14 protein-coding genes are annotated in these 17,371 nt (G+C 59.6%); 5 read left to right on the top strand and 9 right to left on the bottom strand.

The window, feature by feature from the left end:
- Window positions 1-87 precede the first annotated feature (87 nt).
- Genes cysG through EXW71_RS03995 form a run of 6 tightly spaced genes read right to left on the bottom strand, consistent with a single transcriptional unit; the run spans window position 88 to window position 7,589 of the window.
- Window positions 88-1,482 (bottom strand): siroheme synthase CysG, encoded by a 1,395-nt coding sequence (cysG, locus tag EXW71_RS03970; protein ID WP_123717771.1) that lies wholly within the window; start codon window positions 1,480-1,482, stop codon window positions 88-90.
- Entirely contained in the window at window positions 1,483-2,763 is a 1,281-nt protein-coding gene (serS, locus tag EXW71_RS03975) for a serine--tRNA ligase (protein WP_134657666.1), read from the bottom strand. It lies immediately after the preceding gene.
- 16 nt (window positions 2,764-2,779) lie between these two features.
- Window positions 2,780-3,154, bottom strand: coding sequence for a fluoride efflux transporter CrcB (crcB, locus tag EXW71_RS03980; protein WP_003232122.1), 375 nt, complete (start codon window positions 3,152-3,154; stop codon window positions 2,780-2,782).
- Window positions 3,154-4,476, bottom strand: a complete 1,323-nt coding sequence (locus EXW71_RS03985; RefSeq protein ID WP_123717773.1) for a replication-associated recombination protein A — start codon at window positions 4,474-4,476, stop codon at window positions 3,154-3,156. The genes crcB and EXW71_RS03985 overlap by 1 nt, the downstream gene beginning before the upstream one ends.
- A 27-nt stretch (window positions 4,477-4,503) precedes the next feature.
- Window positions 4,504-5,127: an outer membrane lipoprotein chaperone LolA gene (gene lolA / locus EXW71_RS03990; RefSeq protein WP_060755651.1), complete on the bottom strand. Its 624-nt coding sequence runs from the start codon at window positions 5,125-5,127 to the stop codon at window positions 4,504-4,506.
- 53 nt (window positions 5,128-5,180) lie between these two features.
- Complete coding sequence (locus tag EXW71_RS03995) at window positions 5,181-7,589, bottom strand: DNA translocase FtsK (RefSeq protein WP_123717774.1); 2,409 nt, start codon at window positions 7,587-7,589, stop codon at window positions 5,181-5,183.
- Between the two features lie 496 nt (window positions 7,590-8,085).
- Between EXW71_RS03995 and aat the strand changes: the two genes are divergently transcribed.
- The 3 genes from aat (at window position 8,086) to infA (ending at window position 9,849) form a co-directional block, all read left to right on the top strand.
- Window positions 8,086-8,766, top strand: coding sequence for a leucyl/phenylalanyl-tRNA--protein transferase (gene aat / locus EXW71_RS04000; RefSeq protein ID WP_134657667.1), 681 nt, complete (start codon window positions 8,086-8,088; stop codon window positions 8,764-8,766).
- 56 nt (window positions 8,767-8,822) lie between these two features.
- A complete protein-coding gene (locus tag EXW71_RS04005; protein ID WP_123717776.1) occupies window positions 8,823-9,530 on the top strand; it encodes an arginyltransferase in 708 nt (235 codons plus the stop codon).
- Window positions 9,531-9,630: 100 nt separating this feature from the next.
- Window positions 9,631-9,849, top strand: coding sequence for a translation initiation factor IF-1 (gene infA / locus EXW71_RS04010; protein WP_002553999.1), 219 nt, complete (start codon window positions 9,631-9,633; stop codon window positions 9,847-9,849).
- A gap of 185 nt (window positions 9,850-10,034) precedes the next feature.
- On the opposite strand, the gene clpA is transcribed toward infA, so the two are convergent.
- Both clpA and clpS read right to left on the bottom strand, forming a co-directional pair.
- Window positions 10,035-12,305 carry an ATP-dependent Clp protease ATP-binding subunit ClpA gene (clpA, locus tag EXW71_RS04015; RefSeq protein WP_123717777.1) on the bottom strand — a complete coding sequence of 757 codons (2,271 nt, stop codon included), beginning with the start codon at window positions 12,303-12,305 and terminating at the stop codon, window positions 10,035-10,037.
- Window positions 12,306-12,334: 29 nt separating this feature from the next.
- Window positions 12,335-12,703, bottom strand: coding sequence for an ATP-dependent Clp protease adapter ClpS (gene clpS / locus EXW71_RS04020; RefSeq protein ID WP_060755656.1), 369 nt, complete (start codon window positions 12,701-12,703; stop codon window positions 12,335-12,337).
- 218 nt (window positions 12,704-12,921) lie between these two features.
- Here clpS and cspD point away from each other — a divergent pair, with 218 nt between their 5' ends.
- Window positions 12,922-13,194 carry a cold shock domain-containing protein CspD gene (cspD, locus tag EXW71_RS04025; protein ID WP_123717778.1) on the top strand — a complete coding sequence of 91 codons (273 nt, stop codon included), beginning with the start codon at window positions 12,922-12,924 and terminating at the stop codon, window positions 13,192-13,194.
- Window positions 13,195-13,271: 77 nt separating this feature from the next.
- Here the strand turns inward: cspD and icd are convergent, their stop codons facing one another.
- On the bottom strand, window positions 13,272-14,528 hold the full coding sequence (gene icd / locus EXW71_RS04030) for an NADP-dependent isocitrate dehydrogenase (RefSeq protein ID WP_123718723.1): 1,257 nt from the start codon (window positions 14,526-14,528) through the stop codon (window positions 13,272-13,274).
- Window positions 14,529-15,023: 495 nt separating this feature from the next.
- Between icd and EXW71_RS04035 the strand changes: the two genes are divergently transcribed.
- Complete coding sequence (locus tag EXW71_RS04035) at window positions 15,024-17,249, top strand: NADP-dependent isocitrate dehydrogenase (protein ID WP_123717779.1); 2,226 nt, start codon at window positions 15,024-15,026, stop codon at window positions 17,247-17,249.
- Window positions 17,250-17,371 lie beyond the last annotated feature (122 nt).

Raw genomic sequence — 17,371 nt, forward strand, 5'->3', positions numbered from 1 at the left:
CGCGAAAAACGTCAACGATAACGCGCTCATCCTGGATGCGCGCGGTGTCCATGAGCTCTTCGCGAGCAAGCTCGCGCCTACAGTGGATCAGACCTGGGATTGGGCGCCTTCAAACCACTTCAGCTTCTCGCGCAACACCACCACCTCACCCACGATGACCAGTGTCGGCGCATGCACTTCATGCTCCGCCACCATCCGCGGCAAGTCGGCCAGGGTGCCGGTGAATACGCGCTGGTTGGACGTTGTGCCCTGCTGGATCAGCGCCGCCGGGGTGTCCGCCGAACGACCATGCTTGATCAACTGTTCGCAGATGATCGGCAAGCCAATCAAGCCCATGTAGAACACCAGGGTCTGCGACGGCCCCACCAGGTCACGCCAAGGCAGGTCCGAAGTCCCGTCTTTCAAATGCCCGGTGATAAAACGTACCGACTGCGCGTAGTCGCGATGCGTCAGTGGAATGCCGGCATACGCCGCGCAACCACTGGCAGCCGTGATCCCCGGCACCACTTGGAACGGAATGCCATGGGCCGCCAGTTCTTCGATCTCTTCGCCGCCACGGCCGAAGATGAACGGGTCGCCACCTTTAAGGCGCAGTACGCGCTTGCCTTGCTTGGCCAAATCCACCAGTTGCTGGTTGATCTGGTCCTGCGGCACGGCATGGTCGGCACGACGCTTGCCGACATACACGCGCTCGGCATCGCGGCGGCACAGTTCGAGAATGGCCGGCGCCACCAGACGGTCATACAGCACCACATCGGCTTGCTGCATCAAGCGCAAGGCGCGGAAGGTCAGCAGGTCCGGGTCACCCGGGCCTGCGCCCACCAGGTACACCTCGCCCGGCGCATAGGGCGGCGCGCCGTTGACCTTTTCAATCAGCAAGCGCTCGGCTTCATCGCCCTGCCCGGCCAGTTGCCGGTCGGCAATCGGGCCTTGAAATACCTCTTCCCAGAACGCCCGGCGTTGCTGCACATCCGGGTACAAACCTTTGACCTGCGCACGAAAACGCGCGGCCAACCCGGCCAATTGGCCGTAGGTCGAGGGGATCCAGGTTTCCAGCTTGGCCCGAATCAAGCGCGCCAGCACCGGCGCATCGCCGCCGCTGGAGACGGCAATCACCAACGGCGAGCGGTCGACAATCGCCGGGAAGATCACACTGCACAGGGCCGGCGCGTCCACCACGTTGACCGGCACGCAACGGCGCTTGGCATCGCTGGACACTTGCGCGTTCAGCGATTCGTCGTCGGTCGCGGCGATGATCAGGGTGCAACCGTCAAGGTCGGCCTCCTGATAACCGCGCACAATCACTTCCCCGCCACTGCCCTGCACCAATTCACGCAACTGGTCTTCGACCTGGGGAGCAACCACCCGCAGCAGCGCACCGGCATCCGCCAGCAGCCGGGATTTGCGCAAGGCAATCTCCCCGCCACCGACGACCAACACACGACTGCCGCGCAGGTTATGAAACAGCGGCAGAAATTCCATTTAGCGGATGACCTCGACACCCGCCATGTACGGCTTGAGCACCTCAGGCACGCGGATCGAACCGTCTGCCTGCTGGTAGTTTTCCAGCACGGCGACCAGGGTACGGCCTACAGCCAGGCCCGAACCGTTGAGCGTGTGTACCAGCTCAGGCTTGCCGGTTTCCGGGTTACGGAAACGCGCTTGCATGCGGCGGGCCTGGAAGTCGCCGCAGTTGGAGCACGACGAAATCTCGCGGTATTTGTCCTGGCTCGGCACCCACACTTCGAGGTCGTAGGTCTTCACGGCGCTGAATCCCATGTCGCCGGTGCACAGCGCCAGGACGCGGTATGGCAGCTCCAGCAATTGCAGGACGCGTTCGGCGTTGGCGGTCAGGCCTTCCAGGGCGTCCATGGAGGTCGATGGCTCGACGATCTGCACCATCTCTACCTTGTCGAACTGGTGCTGGCGGATCATGCCGCGGGTGTCGCGGCCCGATGCACCGGCTTCGCTGCGAAAGCACGGGCTGTGAGCCACGAACTTCAATGGCAGTTGCTTGGCGTCGAGGATCTCGCCGGCCACGATGTTGGTCAGCGACACTTCGGCAGTCGGGATCAGGTAAAGATCGGCTTCGCCATCACGGCTGATCTTGAACAGGTCTTCTTCGAATTTCGGCAGCTGGCTGGTGCCCATCAGCGCCGGCGCCTGCACCAGGTAAGGCGTGTAGGCTTCTTCGTAACCGTGCTCGCCGGTGTGCAGGTTGATCATGAACTGCGCCAGGGCACGGTGCAGGCGGGCCACCGGGCCACGCAGCAAGGAGAAGCGCGCGCCGGACATTTTGGCAGCGGTTTCGAAATCCAGGCCACCGGTCAGTTCGCCCAGGGCGACATGGTCCTTAACCTCGAAATCAAAGGCTTTTGGCGTGCCCCAGCGGCGCACTTCGACGTTGCCGTCTTCGTCTTCACCCACCGGCACGGACTCGTGCGGAATATTGGGGATGCCCAGCAGGATCGAATCCAGCTCGGTCTGGATCCCTTCCAGCTCGACTTTGCCTTCGGACAGCTCAGTGCCCATCCGCTCGACGTCCGCCATCAACGGCGCGATGTCTTCGCCACGCTGCTTGGCCTGACCGATGGATTTGGAACGCGCATTTCGCTCAGCCTGCAGTGCTTCGGTGCGGGTCTGGACGGTCTTGCGCTGTTCTTCCAGCGCTTCGATGCGCGCGACATCCAAGGCAAAGCCACGGGATGCCAGGCGGTCCGCTACGTCCTGGAGGTTGCTACGTAACAGTTTGGAATCGAGCATGTCGGTCTCTCGTTTATCAAAGTTTGGTCAAGGACAGGCCAGCCCAGGTGGCGAGCAGCCCGCCGAACACGCTGATGCCCAGGTAACCGAAGGCTACCAGGGCCTGCCCGCTTTCCAGCAGGCGCAGCGTATCCAGTGAAAAGGATGAAAAGGTCGTCAGACCGCCTACAAAGCCGACAATCAAGCCGGCGCGAATTTCAATCGGCACTTCCGGGCGCAACAGGAACCAGCCGTACAACAGCCCGATGATCAAGCAACCCACCAGGTTGACCGCCAGTGTCGCCGCGTAAAAATGCTTCGGCCAATTGGCGCTCACCCACGTACCGGTGGCGAAACGCAATAATGTACCAGCGATGCCCGCAGCGGACACGGCAAGAATCGTCTTGAGCACTACTTTCTCCGCTGCTTGGGGCTGAGTCGATCAAGTTGAGCGAGGTGATTGAGCTTTTCACCGATCTTCAGTTCCAGGCCACGGGGCACCGGCTGGTAGAAAGGCTGCGGCTCAAGCGCGTCGGGGAAGTAATCTTCACCCGCGGCGTAGGCATCGGGTTCGTCGTGGGCGTAGCGGTACTCATCGCCATAGCCCAGTTGTTTCATCAGTTTGGTCGGCGCATTGCGCAGGTGCAACGGCACCTCAAGGGAGCCGTGTTCGGCGGCGGCACGCAAGGCCGACTTGAAGCCCATGTACACCGCGTTGCTTTTTGGCGCGCAGGCCAGGTACGTAATGGCCTGGGCCACTGCCAGCTCGCCTTCCGGGCTGCCGAGGCGCTCCTGCACTTCCCACGCGGCAAGGCACAGGCTCAAGGCGCGCGGGTCGGCGTTGCCGATGTCTTCACTGGCCATACGCACCACGCGCCGTGCCAGGTACAGCGGGTCGCAGCCACCGTCGATCATGCGCGCAAACCAGTACAGCGCGCCGTCCGGGTTGGAGCCGCGTACAGACTTGTGCAGCGCGGAGATCTGGTCGTAAAACGCTTCGCCGCCCTTGTCAAAACGACGACGGGTGTCGCCAAGCAGGCTTTGCAGCAGGTCGACGCCAATCTCGCTACCGTCTTCGGCCAGGTCGGAGGCATTTTCCAGCAGGTTGAGAAAGCGCCGACCGTCGCCGTCGGCGGCGGTCAGCAAAATCCTGAAGGCTTCATCGCCCACACTCAGGTGACGCGTGCCCAGGCCCTTGTCTTCGCTCAAGGCACGGTGCAGCAGCTTTTGCATCGCCGCTTCATCCAGGCTCTTGAGCACATAGACCCGCGCCCGCGAGAGCAAGGCGTTATTGAGTTCGAACGATGGGTTTTCGGTGGTCGCGCCGATAAAAATCAGCGTGCCGTCTTCGACATACGGCAAAAACGCATCCTGCTGCGACTTGTTGAAGCGATGTACTTCGTCAACGAACAGGATGGTGCGCTTGCCGTATTGCCCCGCCTGCTGCTTGGCGACTTCTACCGCCTGGCGGATTTCCTTGACCCCGGCGAGCACCGCCGAGACCGTTTCGAAGTGGGCATCCGAGACTTTCGCCAGGAGCCGCGCCAGGGTGGTCTTACCCACCCCCGGCGGCCCCCAGAAAATCATCGAGTGCAGCGCACCCTGCTCCAGGGCTTCGCGCAATGGCTTGCCGCGTGCGAGCAAGTGCTCCTGCCCGACGTACTCATCCAGGTTGGTCGAGCGCAAGCGCGCGGCCAGAGGTTGAGCAATCGGGTCACTTCGAAACAGATCCATGGGCAGCGTTTGAAACCTCTGGAAGATTTATTCCTGGATCACGTCGGCACCCTTGGGGATGTCGAACTTGAACTTGGAAGCCGGTACGGGCTGGTTGGCCTTGACGCCGGAGAACAGGATATCGGTGCGCTGGCCGACGCTGTCGACCAGGCGCATGTTGTTGATCACGCCGTTGCCGAATGACAAGGACAGCGTATCAAACAGCGTGTCCTTGGATTTCGGCTTGAGGGTGAACTCGATCACGTTGCTCGTCTGCTTGGAGGTGATGTCGAAGCTGTCGTTGATTTTCGACACATCGCCCGACAGCAGCAGCGCCGGCGTCTGGTTCAGGCGCGGGTCGAGCTTCTTGATGGTCGCCTGTTCCAGGTCCGGGTCCCACAGGGTGACCTTCTGGCCGTCGGACACGATGGTCTGCTCAGACTTCCCTTCCGTATGCCAGTAGAACAGCCCTGGACGCTGCACGGCCATTTCACCTGCGGTCTCCTGCAACTGGGTACCACCGGCATCCAGGGTCAGCTGGGAGAAGCGCGCGGTCAGGGTCTGGGATTTATCCAGCAGGTTCTTCAGGCTGGCGACGGAGGCCGGGTCAGCGTGAGCCGAAACAGCGGTCAGGGCCAGCGCCGGCAACAACAGCATGCGGATAAGACGCATGGGAGTCCTCATTGAGTGTCAGGGCGCGCCGTGTGTCGCCACACGGCGCGGGATCAGTCGCGCATCTGCCCGGGGGCGATGACTTCACGCGAGCCGTTGGTATTCATTGCGGTCACGACACCCGCCATTTCCATGGCTTCGATCATGCGAGCAGCGCGGTTGTAGCCGATTTTCAGTTTACGCTGCACCGCAGAAATCGAGGCGCGACGGCTTTCCAGCACGAATGCCACGGCTTCGTCATAGAGGGCATCGGTTTCAGCATCGTCATCACCACCGCCGCCGCCGTTTTCAAAGCCGCTGCCGGCTTCTTCGACGCCGTTGAGGATGTCGTCGTTGTACTCGGGCGCGCCACGCAGCTTCCAGGCTTCCACCACGCGGTGCACTTCATCGTCGGAGACGAACGCGCCGTGAACCCGGATCGGCAGGCTGGTGCCGGGTGGCATGTAGAGCATGTCACCGTGACCCAGCAGTTGCTCGGCGCCGCCCTGGTCGATGATGGTGCGCGAGTCGATCTTGCTGGAGACCTGGAATGCCATGCGCGTGGGGATGTTGGCCTTGATCAGACCGGTGATCACATCCACCGATGGACGCTGGGTCGCCAGGATCAGATGGATACCGGCCGCACGGGCCTTCTGGGCGATACGCGCGATCAGTTCCTCGACCTTCTTGCCGACGATCATCATCATGTCGGCGAATTCGTCGACCACAACCACGATGGTCGGCAGCTTGGTCAGCAACGGCGCTTCGTCGTGAATGCTTTCGCGCTTGTACAGCGGGTCGGTCAGCGGCGTACCGGCTTCCTGGGCTTCCTTGACCTTGGCATTGAAGCCGGAGAGGTTACGCACCCCCATCTTCGCCATCAGCTTGTAGCGGCGCTCCATCTCGGCGACGCTCCAGCGCAGGGCGTTGGCGGCGTCCTTCATGTCGGTGACCACCGGGCACAGCAGGTGCGGGATGCCTTCGTAGATCGACAGCTCCAACATCTTCGGGTCGATCATGATCAGCTTGGCGTCTTCCGGACCGGACTTGAACAGGATCGACAGGATCATTGCGTTCACACCCACCGACTTACCGGAACCGGTAGTACCGGCCACCAGCAGGTGAGGCATTTTCGCCAGGTCGGTGATCACCGGCTTGCCGCCGATGTCATGGCCGAGGGCCAGGGTGACCGGCGATTTGAAGTTGTCGTATTCCGGCGTCGACAGTACCTCGGAAAAGCGCACGATCTGGCGGTCTTCGTTGGGAATCTCGATACCCACGGTAGTCTTGCCCGGGATCACTTCCACCACACGCACGCTGGTCACGGCCAGGGAGCGCGCCAGATCCTTCGCCAGATTGGCAATGCGGCTGACCTTCACGCCGGCGGCCGGCTGGATTTCGTAGCGGGTAATCACCGGGCCGGGGTGGATAGAGTCCACCGCTACTTCCACGCCGAATTCCTTGAGCTTGATTTCCAGCAGATGGCCGACGGCCGCCAGAGATTCCGGGGAGTAGTTGAGTTGTTTCTTTTCGGCCGGGTCGAGAATCGAGATCGGCGGCAAGGTGCCTTCCACCGCACTGTCGATAAACAACGGCGCCTGTTTCTCTTTCTGCACGCGATGGCTGGGCTCGGGCGCCTTGGGTGGCGCAGGAGCGATCACCGGAGGCACCTGCTTTTCGCGGTCCGACATGTGCTTGCTCAGGGCCTGTTCGCGCTCGATCAGGCGCTCCTTGACCTTGGCCTGTTCACGGCGGTCCGGCGTGCTTGGGGCCACGACTTCATTGACGCGGGTGTCCACCTCGCGCAATTGCGCAACCATGCGCTTGCGCTCGACACGCGCCGCCCACCAGCGGTTGGCGGCGCCCTGGAAAAGTTCGAACAGGTCCAGCGTGATCTTTCCGGTCACGTCCATCACCTTGAACCATGACAGGTCGGTGAACACGGTGAGGCCGAACAGGAACAAGGCAATGAACATCAGGGTGCTGCCCTGGATGTTCAAGGTCCTGCGCGCCAGGTCGCCCAGGCTCTCACCCAGCGCCCCGCCCGCGCCTGCCGGCAGGCCGGTAGGCGCATGGAAATGGATATGGGCCAGGGCCGCGCCGGACAGCACCAGGAACACCAGGCCGATCAGGCGCCAGGAGAACAGCCAGCCGCTCCACTGCCACGGCTCGTGACGTTGGCGGAAGATCTGCCAGGTCTTGATCGCCAGCAGCAACGGGAAGATGTAAGCGAAGTAACCCAGCACCATGAACAGGATATCGGCGCTGTAGGAACCGGCGGGGCCGCCGAAGTTCTGCACATCTTCGATCTTGCTGTTGTGACTCCAACCCGGATCGTCCTTGCCGTACGTGAGCAAGGCCATCATCAGGAACAGGCAGAGCGCGCCGATGGCGATCAGCGCACCTTCCTTGAGTCGATAATGCAGGTGCTGACGCCAGGCCGGCACGACTGCTGCTTTAGGTGTTGCGGCGGATTTCTTCAAAACGGGTCTATTCCTGCGCTTTAGCGCGTCCATCTGTTGAATAACTGTAAATACTGCCCAATCCGAGCAGCTGAAAAATGAACGAATGTCGTTGAATCTACTTTTAACACCGAGCGGTTGCCGGATGAAATGGCGATAACGCCACAATGCCCGCATTGTACGGGTTTGTGCCCCTGATGCCACGCCCTTGCCCGTCACTGGGTAACCTTGCCGGCTCAGGTGTCACAGCCTGTTCAATTTGAGCATGCATTGTCTTTGCTGACAAAGGCTTATGAGATGTTTTTATCAATCCGCACAAGCTTGGCAATTGGCCTGCATGGCACAGACCCGATTACGACCACGCCTCACGCACAGAGTTGCAGAAACACCCGCTTACGCCAAAACACGTCAACGCCCGATTCAGGCTGGCCCCGCAGCGCTGCGTCGATAATAATCACCCCTTGTGCGGCAGGTACCTTACCTGCCTCTCCCCTCCCCTACCGTAAGCCCGGATGCCATGCTGACCTGGTTGCAACGCGACTCCCTGACATTTCCGCCGCTGGCCAAGGCCATGCGCGAACCCAATGGCCTGCTCGCCGCCGGCGGCGACCTGTCGGCTGAACGGCTGATCCAGGCTTATCGCCACGGCTGCTTCCCCTGGTTCTCGCAAGGCCAGCCGATCCTCTGGTGGTCGCCGGACCCGCGCACGGTGATATTCCCCGATGAACTGCATGTTTCCCGCAGCCTCGAAAAGCTGCTGCGCCAACAGCGCTACACCGTAACCTTCGACCAGGACTTCGCAGCCGTCATCCAGGCCTGTGCAGCCCCTCGAGCCTATGCCGACGGCACCTGGATCACCGAAGGCATCCAAAGCGCCTACCTGGCGCTGCATCAGCGCGGAATCGCACATTCGGTAGAGGTATGGGATGACGACAAACTGGTAGGCGGCTTGTACGGACTGGCGATGGGCCAACTGTTCTTCGGCGAGTCCATGTTCAGCCGCGCCGATAACGCATCGAAAGTCGGCTTCGCGACACTGACCCGACGCTTGCAGGCAGGGGGTTTTGTGCTGATCGACTGCCAGATGCCCAATAATCACCTGCATAGCCTGGGCGCCCGGGCCATACCGCGCAGCGAATTCGCAACCTTCCTGCACAACCATCTGGATCAGCCCGGCACTGGGCCGTGGGTTTCCTAGGCGACTTGCGCGCACCTGGCTTACACTTATTTCAAAGCTTATCCCGAGGGTTGATCATGACCGAGCTGGCGCGCTTGAAGTTTTATGCCACTCAAGCCCACTCTTGCAGCTATCTGCCCGATGAGCAGGCCACCACGCTGTTCCTCGACCCCAGCCAGCCCATGGATGTGCATGTGTACGCCGATTTATCGGAAATGGGCTTTCGGCGTAGCGGCGACCATCTGTATCGACCTCATTGCCAGAACTGCAATGCCTGCGTCCCGGCGCGCATCCCGGTTGCGCAGTTTTTGCCGGACCGCAATCAGAAACGCATCCTCAAGCGTAATGCCGACCTGTCGGTGAAAGCGACCAAGCCGCGGTACACCGAAGAATATTTCGACCTTTATCAGCGCTACATCGAACAGCGCCACGCCGACGGCGACATGTTTCCGCCTAGCCGCGATCAGTTTTCCACGTTCCTGGTGCGCGACCTGCCCTTCTCGCGCTTCTATGAGTTCCGCCTCAATGACCGCTTGCTGGCCGTGGCCGTGACCGACCTGTTGCCCAACGGCCTGTCGGCGGTCTACACGTTTTATGAGCCGGGCGAAGACCGCCGCAGCCTGGGACGCTTTGCGATCCTGTGGCAGATCGGCGAAGCATCGCGCCTGGAGCTGGAGGCCGTGTACCTCGGATACTGGATCAAGAACTGCAAAAAGATGAACTACAAGACCCAATATCGGCCGATTGAGCTACTGATTAATCAAAGATGGGTCACGCTTAACTAGAACCCCTTGGCTTAAACACCCTTTTTCGGGCACAATGCACGCCGCTTTTGCCTGGCGCAGTTGCACCGGGCCATTCACTGGACACCGAGGGCTTTACTGCATGTCGAAAGAAGACAGCTTCGAAATGGAAGGCACTGTCGTCGACACCCTGCCCAACACCATGTTTCGCGTGGAGTTGGAAAATGGGCACGTCGTAACCGCGCATATTTCCGGCAAGATGCGCAAGAACTACATTCGTATTCTTACCGGTGACAAAGTGCGCGTCGAGCTGACGCCCTATGACTTGAGCAAAGGGCGCATCACTTACCGCGCTCGTTAAGCTAGTCAATACAAAACGCCCGGTTATGCCGGGCGTTTTTGTGTGTGCGCAATTTATAAGGTCGCAAAACAACTGCAGGAGCGAGCTTGCTCGCGAAGAACTCAAGGGCAACGCAGGCCGTCAGAAAGCATGCGTTATCGTTGACGATCTTCGCGAGCAAGCTCGCTCCCACAGGGTTACAACTATCAAGCCATTTCAGCGGTGGTTTCGAACTCGAAGGTCAACTCGCCATCCTTCAGGTCGATATGCACCACGCCACCATGGTCGGACAACTCGCCGAACAGGATCTCTTCGGCCAATGGCCGCTTGATCTTGTCCTGAATCAGGCGAGCCATTGGGCGCGCCCCCATTGCCGCGTCGTAACCACCTTCCGCCAGCCAATTGCGTGCCGCGTCCGTGACATCCAGCTGTACGCGCTTGTCTTCCAACTGCGCCTGAAGCTCGGTAAGGAACTTGTCCACCACGCTTTTGATGACCTCATGGCTGAGGCGACCAAATTGGATAATGGTGTCCAGGCGGTTACGGAACTCCGGCGTAAAGCTCTTCTTGATCACTTCCATCGCATCGGAAGAGTGATCCTGATGGCTGAAGCCGATCGAAGCGCGCGCAGCCGTTTCGGCACCGGCGTTGGTGGTCATGATAACGATCACATTGCGGAAGTCCGCCTTGCGCCCGTTGTTGTCGGTCAGGGTCCCGTGGTCCATCACCTGCAGCAGCAGGTTGAAGACTTCCGGATGGGCCTTCTCGATCTCATCGAGCAGCAACACACAATGCGGCTGCTTGGTGATCGCCTCGGTCAATAGACCGCCCTGGTCGAAACCGACATAGCCCGGAGGCGCACCGATCAGGCGCGACACAGTGTGACGCTCCATGTACTCGGACATGTCGAAACGCACCAGCTCGATGCCCATGGCCTTGGCCAACTGCCGCGCCGCTTCGGTCTTGCCGACCCCGGTCGGCCCTGCGAACAGGAACGAACCGACAGGCTTGTCCGGCGACTTGAGGCCCGCGCGGGACAGCTTGATCGCCGTGGACAGCGAGTCAATCGCCGCATCCTGACCGAATACGGTCAGCTTGAGATCGCGCTCCAGATTACGCAGCAACTCCTTGTCGGAGCTGGTGACATGTTTTGGCGGAATCCGTGCGATTTTCGCCACGATATCCTCAACCTGAGGCACGTCGATGCGCTTAACGCGCTTCTCGACAGGTTGCAGGCGCTGGTAAGCACCCGCCTCATCGATCACGTCGATAGCCTTGTCGGGCATGTGCCGGTCGTTGATGTAGCGCGCCGCCAGCTCAGCCGCCGAACGCAAGGCTTCATCGGTGTACTCGATGCCGTGATGCGCTTCGAAACGCCCCTTGAGCCCGCGCAGAATGCCGATGGTGTCTTCAACCGACGGCTCGGATACGTCGACCTTCTGGAAGCGACGCGCGAGGGCGCGGTCTTTTTCGAAGATGCCGCGAAATTCCTGGAACGTGGTCGAGCCGATGCAACGGATATCACCCGACGACAACAACGGCTTGAGCAGGTTGGACGCATCCATCACGCCACCGGAAGCCGCACCGGCGCCGATAATGGTGTGGATCTCGTCAATGAACAGGATTGCCTGCGGACGTTTTTTCAGCTCGCCGAGCAGAGCCTTGAAGCGCTTCTCGAAGTCGCCACGGTACTTGGTCCCGGCGAGCAACGCGCCCAGGTCCAGGGAATAGACGACGCTGTTGGCCAGCAGGTCAGGCACCTGGTTATCGACAATGCGCTTGGCCAGTCCTTCGGCAATTGCGGTTTTACCAACGCCCGCCTCGCCGACCAGCAACGGATTGTTCTTGCGACGACGCGCGAGGATCTGCGCTACACGCTCGACCTCAAGCTCGCGCCCCACCAGCGGATCGATCCGCCCCTGGCGCGCCAGCTCATTGAGGTTACTGGCATAGGCATCCAGCGGATTGCCCGAAGAAGAAGACTCACCGCCCTCGTCGTCCTGCATATCCTGTTCACCCTCGGAATGATCGCCGTGCCCAGGCACCTTGGAGATACCGTGGGCGATGTAGTTGACGACATCAATACGGGCAACGCTCTGCTGCTTGAGCAGGAACACCGCCTGGCTTTCCTGCTCGCTGAAAATCGCCACAAGCACATTGGCGCCCGTGACTTCACGCTTACCGGAGCTCTGTACGTGGAAAACAGCACGCTGCAATACCCGCTGAAAGCCCAGGGTCGGCTGGGTTTCACGGTCCTCGTCATGCACGGGGATCAGTGGCGTGGTGGAGTCGATAAACTCCTGCAGATCATGCTTGAGTTTGTCGAGGTTGGCGCCGCACGCACGCAGAACGGTGGCGGCAGCTTCGTTATCCAAAAGTGCCAGCAGCAGGTGCTCGACGGTCATGAACTCATGACGCTTCGAACGGGCCTCCTTGAAGGCAAGATTGAGGGTGACTTCGAGCTCGCGGTTTAACATAGCTTCACCTCATACCCAAGTGGTCGGCGTTAACCGTCCTTCTCGATTTCACAGAGTAGCGGATGCTGGCTTTCCCTGGCGTACTGGTTGACCTGCATGGCCTTTGTCTCGGCGATGTCGCGGGTAAACACTCCACATACTGCCCGTCCTTCTGTATGAACGGCCAGCATTACCTTGGTCGCCAACTCGCGGTTCAGGTTAAAAAACACCTCGAGCACTTCGACGACGAAATCCATCGGTGTGTAGTCATCATTGAACAAAACCACCTTGTACATCGGCGGCGCCTGCAGCGCAGGTTTGGCCTCCTGTACTGCAATCCCTGCAGAACCGTCCTCGTCATGTTCCTGATCCGGGCGATCCTGATTGAATGTTAGTCGAATCTGGCTATTTGCATGCATGGAAAGAAAGGTTCGTCAGTGGTTCAAATACAGTGGTGGGGGCGACCTGCCGGAATTTCAACTCTGACCGCCTGGTCGCCTTGACTATCGGCGAATCGGTGTTACAACCAATAGAACCCACATTGGGTAAAAAAGGTCCGCGCAGTCAACCTTATTTATTCGGGTTAGGACGGATAAACTGGATGATACTCCAGTGATGGAGTCTGGTGCAGAGGGATATGGGCATGACTAGCGGTAAGGTCAAGTGGTTCAACAATGCCAAGGGTTACGGCTTCATTAATGAAGACGACAAGGACGATGACCTTTTTGCGCATTACTCGGCAATTCAAATGGATGGTTACAAAACATTAAAAGCGGGCCAACCCGTGAGCTTTGACATCATTCAAGGTCCAAAAGGGCTGCACGCCGTGAACATCTCTGCAGTTCCGGCCGACACCAGCGCAAAAACCGCCACCGCCACCGCTCAAAAAGAAAAGAAATTAACGGTCTGAATCACCATCGAGCGTGTGAATAGCGATAAAAAACGGCCACCCCAATCACCTTGGGATGGCCGTTTTTTTAGCCTTCGTTACATATGCGAAATCAGTGCATCACCAAAGCCCGAAGACGATACAAGTTTTGCGCCATCCATCAGGCGCTCGAAGTCATACGTCACGGTCTTCGCGGAAATGGCGCCATTGGTGCCCTTGATGATCAGATCAGCCGCCTCGGTCCACCCCATGTGCCGCAGCATCATTTCTGCCGAGAGGATCAGCGACCCCGGGTTGACCTGATCCTTGCCCGCATACTTCGGCGCAGTACCGTGGGTCGCCTCGAACATCGCCACGGTATCGGACAAGTTGGCCCCCGGCGCAATACCGATACCGCCCACTTCGGCCGCCAACGCATCGGAGAGGTAGTCGCCATTCAGGTTGAGCGTCGCGATCACATCGTATTCAGCCGGACGCAACAGGATCTGCTGGAGCATGGCGTCGGCAATGGCATCCTTGACCACCACATTCTTGCCGGTCTTCGGGTTCTTGAACTGCATCCACGGCCCGCCGTCAAGCAAGGTCGCGCCGAATTCTTCGGCCGCCACTTCGTAGGCCCATTCCTTGAAGGCCCCCTCGGTGAACTTCATGATGTTGCCCTTGTGCACGATGGTCAGCGAGTCGCGGTCGTTATCCACCACATATTGCAGGGCCTTGCGCGCCAGACGCTTGGTGCCTTCCTTGGAGACCGGCTTGACGCCAATGCCGCAATCCTGGTCGAAACGGATCTTGGTAACCCCCATTTCCTCCTTCAGGAACTTGATCACCTTGATCGCTTCGGGCGAACCGGCTTTCCACTCGATCCCCGCGTAAATGTCTTCGGAGTTTTCGCGGAAGATGGTCATGTCCACATCCCCCGGCTTTTTGACCGGGCTCGGCACGCCCTCGAACCAGCGCACTGGGCGCAGGCATACGTAGAGGTCAAGTTGCTGACGCAGGGCCACGTTCAACGAACGGATGCCGCCGCCGACCGGCGTGGTGAGCGGGCCTTTGATGGACACCACGTAATCCTTGACCGCGTCCAGGGTTTCCTGGGGCAGCCAGGTATCCTGGTCATAGACTTGAGTTGCCTTCTCGCCGGCGTAAACCTCCATCCAGGAGATTTTGCGCTTGCCGCCGTACGCCTTTTGAACAGCTGCATCGACAACCTTGATCATCACCGGGCTGATATCGACACCAATGCCGTCGCCTTCGATGTACGGGATGATCGGGTTATCAGGAACATTGAGAGAATGGTCTGCATTGACGGTGATTTTGTCGCCGACTGCCGGAACCTGAATCTTCTTGTATCCCATGCTGAACTCCATCTTTGGATTGAACATCTGGCTGCGTTCGAGCCTACTCCAGATAAATGACGACTGAAACCTCACGCCACGCTCATTTGCATCGAAAACAGCATATTTGGTCGCCTACAAGCTTGAAACAAAAGGCAAAATCGCCAAACTTGAGCACATCGCACGACTTTGGTCGCAACGCGGTACCTGCGACCTTTAGACCAATGGACGACGCACCTTTTGTATGAAGGCTCGGCGTAAGCATAGCGACCTATGTATAATGCCGCCGCTGACCCAAGAGTCACGATAGCCGACCGCTCTGGAACAGGTGCCCTCGGCTCGCAAAGCAGGACTATTACAATAGTCCACCCGCTTGACGCTCGACTGATGCAACCCAACATCACCGCGAAGAAACCTCGACATTTCGCTCATGGATGACTTTGAACGAACGCGCTCCACCCGGCGCATCTCGAGTTTCTGCGCACGCTTTCAGCAAAGAAGAGAGTTAATCCGAATATGCCCACCCGCTCGAAGATCATCTATACCTTCACCGACGAAGCCCCAGCCCTCGCCACCTATTCACTGCTGCCTATCGTAGAGGCCTTCACCGCCTCTGCTGATATTGCCGTGGAAACCCGCGACATTTCCCTCGCAGGGCGCATCCTCGCAAGCTTCCCCGAGCAACTGGGCAACAAGGCAATCCCGGACCACCTCGCCGAACTGGGCGACCTGGCCGTGACACCTGAAGCCAACATCATCAAGCTGCCTAACATCAGCGCCTCGACCCCGCAGCTGCAAGCCGCGATCAAGGAACTGCAGGCCCAGGGCTACGCCCTGCCGGACTATCCGGAAACCGTAACCACCGACGCGGAAAAAGAAACCCGTGCACGTTACGACAAGGTCAAGGGCAGCGCCGTGAACCCGGTACTGCGCGAAGGCAACTCCGACCGCCGCGCACCGCTGTCGGTCAAGAACTACGCACGCAAGCACCCGCACAAAATGGGTGCCTGGGCTGCCGACTCCAAGTCCCACGTAGCTCACATGAGCAATGGCGATTTCTACGGCAGCGAAAAAGCCGTACAGATCGAAGCGGCTGACGCGGTCAAGATCGCACTGGTTGCCAAAGACGGTACCACTACCGTCCTGAAAGAAAAGACCACCGTGCAGGCCGGCGAGATCATCGACACTGCCGTGATGAGCAAAAGCGCCCTGCGCACGTTCATCGCCGCCGAAATCGAAGACGCCAAGAAACAAGGCGTGCTGCTCTCGGTCCACCTGAAAGCCACCATGATGAAGGTCTCCGACCCGATCATGTTCGGCCAGATCGTTGCCGAGTTCTATAAAGACGCGCTGGCCAAGCATGCCGCCGTACTTGAACAGATCGGCTTCAACCTGAACAACGGTATCGGCGACCTGTACGCCCGTATCAAGACCCTGCCAGCCGACCAGCAAGCGCAGATCGAAGCCGACATCCAGGCGGTCTACGCCGCTCGCCCTTCCCTGGCGATGGTCAACTCCGACAAAGGCATTACCAACCTGCACGTGCCGAGCGACGTGATCGTCGACGCCTCGATGCCGGCCATGATCCGTGACTCCGGCAAGATGTGGGGCACCGATGGCCAGTTGCACGACACCAAGGCCGTGATCCCGGATCGCTGCTACGCCACCATCTACCAAGCCGTCATCGAAGACTGCAAGGCCAATGGCGCTTTCGACCCAACCACCATGGGCAGCGTGCCAAACGTTGGCCTGATGGCGAAAAAAGCCGAAGAATATGGCTCCCACGACAAGACCTTCCAGATCAAGGCTGACGGCGTAGTTCGCGTCACCGACAGCAAGGGCAACCTGCTGATGGAACAGAACGTCGAAGCCGGCGACATCTTCCGTATGTGCCAGACCAAAGACGCGCCGATCCAGGACTGGGTCAAACTGGCCGTCAACCGCGCCCGCGCCAGCAACACCCCAGCTGTTTTCTGGCTGGACCCTCAGCGTGCGCACGACGGCGTAGTGGTCGAGAAAGTTCAGGCGTACCTGAAAGACCACAACACCGAAGGCCTGGACATCCGCATCATGTCGCCAGTCGACGCGATGAAGTTCACCCTGGAACGCACCCGTAAGGGCCTGGACACCATCTCGGTCACCGGTAACGTTCTGCGCGACTACCTGACCGACCTGTTCCCGATCATGGAACTGGGCACCAGTGCCAAGATGCTGTCGATCGTGCCGCTGATGAACGGCGGTGGTCTGTTCGAAACCGGCGCTGGCGGTTCGGCGCCCAAGCACGTGCAGCAACTGCTGGAAGAAAACTTCCTGCGCTGGGACTCCCTGGGCGAGTTCCTGGCCCTGGCCGCCTCCCTCGAGCACCTGGGCGTGACCTACAACAACCCGAAAGCGCTGGTACTGTCCAAGACCCTGGACCAGGCCACCGGTCAATTCCTCGACAACAACAAGTCGCCATCGCGCAAAGTCGGCAACATCGACAACCGCGGCAGCCACTTCTACCTGGCGCTGTACTGGGCTCAAGCCCTGGCCGCCCAGACCGAAGACACTGCACTGCAAGCGCAGTTCAGCGAACTGGCCAAGACCCTCAGCGACAACGAAGCAACCATCGTTGCCGAGCTGAACGCCGTACAGGGCAAGCCCGTGGACATCGGCGGTTACTACGCGCCGAACCCTGAGCTGACCAGCAAAGCCATGCGCCCAAGCAACACCCTCAACGCGGCGATTGCCAAGTTGAAGTAAGGTTGTAAGGATGCAAAGAAGCCCCGGCCCTGTGCCGGGGTTTCTGTTTCCCGCTGGTGAAACCGGATCAGAAATGTGGAAGCGGGCTTGCTCGCTCCCATACTTGACCGAGTCACACCCCT

Source organism: Pseudomonas sp. BCA17 (assembly GCF_004519405.1).
GTDB lineage: Bacteria > Pseudomonadota > Gammaproteobacteria > Pseudomonadales > Pseudomonadaceae > Aquipseudomonas.

Bases quoted from the DNA above. Each gene is read 5' to 3' on its own strand.
- EXW71_RS03985 (WP_123717773.1), bottom strand. From the start codon at position 4,476: ATGGATCTGTTTCGAAGTGACCCGATTGCTCAACCTCTGGCCGCGCGC.
- clpA (WP_123717777.1), bottom strand. From the start codon at position 12,305: ATGTTAAACCGCGAGCTCGAAGTCACCCTCAATCTTGCCTTCAAGGAG.
- serS (WP_134657666.1), bottom strand. From the start codon at position 2,763: ATGCTCGATTCCAAACTGTTACGTAGCAACCTCCAGGACGTAGCGGAC.
- aat (WP_134657667.1), top strand. From the start codon at position 8,086: ATGCTGACCTGGTTGCAACGCGACTCCCTGACATTTCCGCCGCTGGCC.
- infA (WP_002553999.1), top strand. From the start codon at position 9,631: ATGTCGAAAGAAGACAGCTTCGAAATGGAAGGCACTGTCGTCGACACC.
- EXW71_RS04005 (WP_123717776.1), top strand. From the start codon at position 8,823: ATGACCGAGCTGGCGCGCTTGAAGTTTTATGCCACTCAAGCCCACTCT.
- EXW71_RS04035 (WP_123717779.1), top strand. From the start codon at position 15,024: ATGCCCACCCGCTCGAAGATCATCTATACCTTCACCGACGAAGCCCCA.
- lolA (WP_060755651.1), bottom strand. From the start codon at position 5,127: ATGCGTCTTATCCGCATGCTGTTGTTGCCGGCGCTGGCCCTGACCGCT.
- cysG (WP_123717771.1), bottom strand. From the start codon at position 1,482: ATGGAATTTCTGCCGCTGTTTCATAACCTGCGCGGCAGTCGTGTGTTG.
- clpS (WP_060755656.1), bottom strand. From the start codon at position 12,703: ATGCATGCAAATAGCCAGATTCGACTAACATTCAATCAGGATCGCCCG.
- icd (WP_123718723.1), bottom strand. From the start codon at position 14,528: ATGGGATACAAGAAGATTCAGGTTCCGGCAGTCGGCGACAAAATCACC.
- cspD (WP_123717778.1), top strand. From the start codon at position 12,922: ATGGGCATGACTAGCGGTAAGGTCAAGTGGTTCAACAATGCCAAGGGT.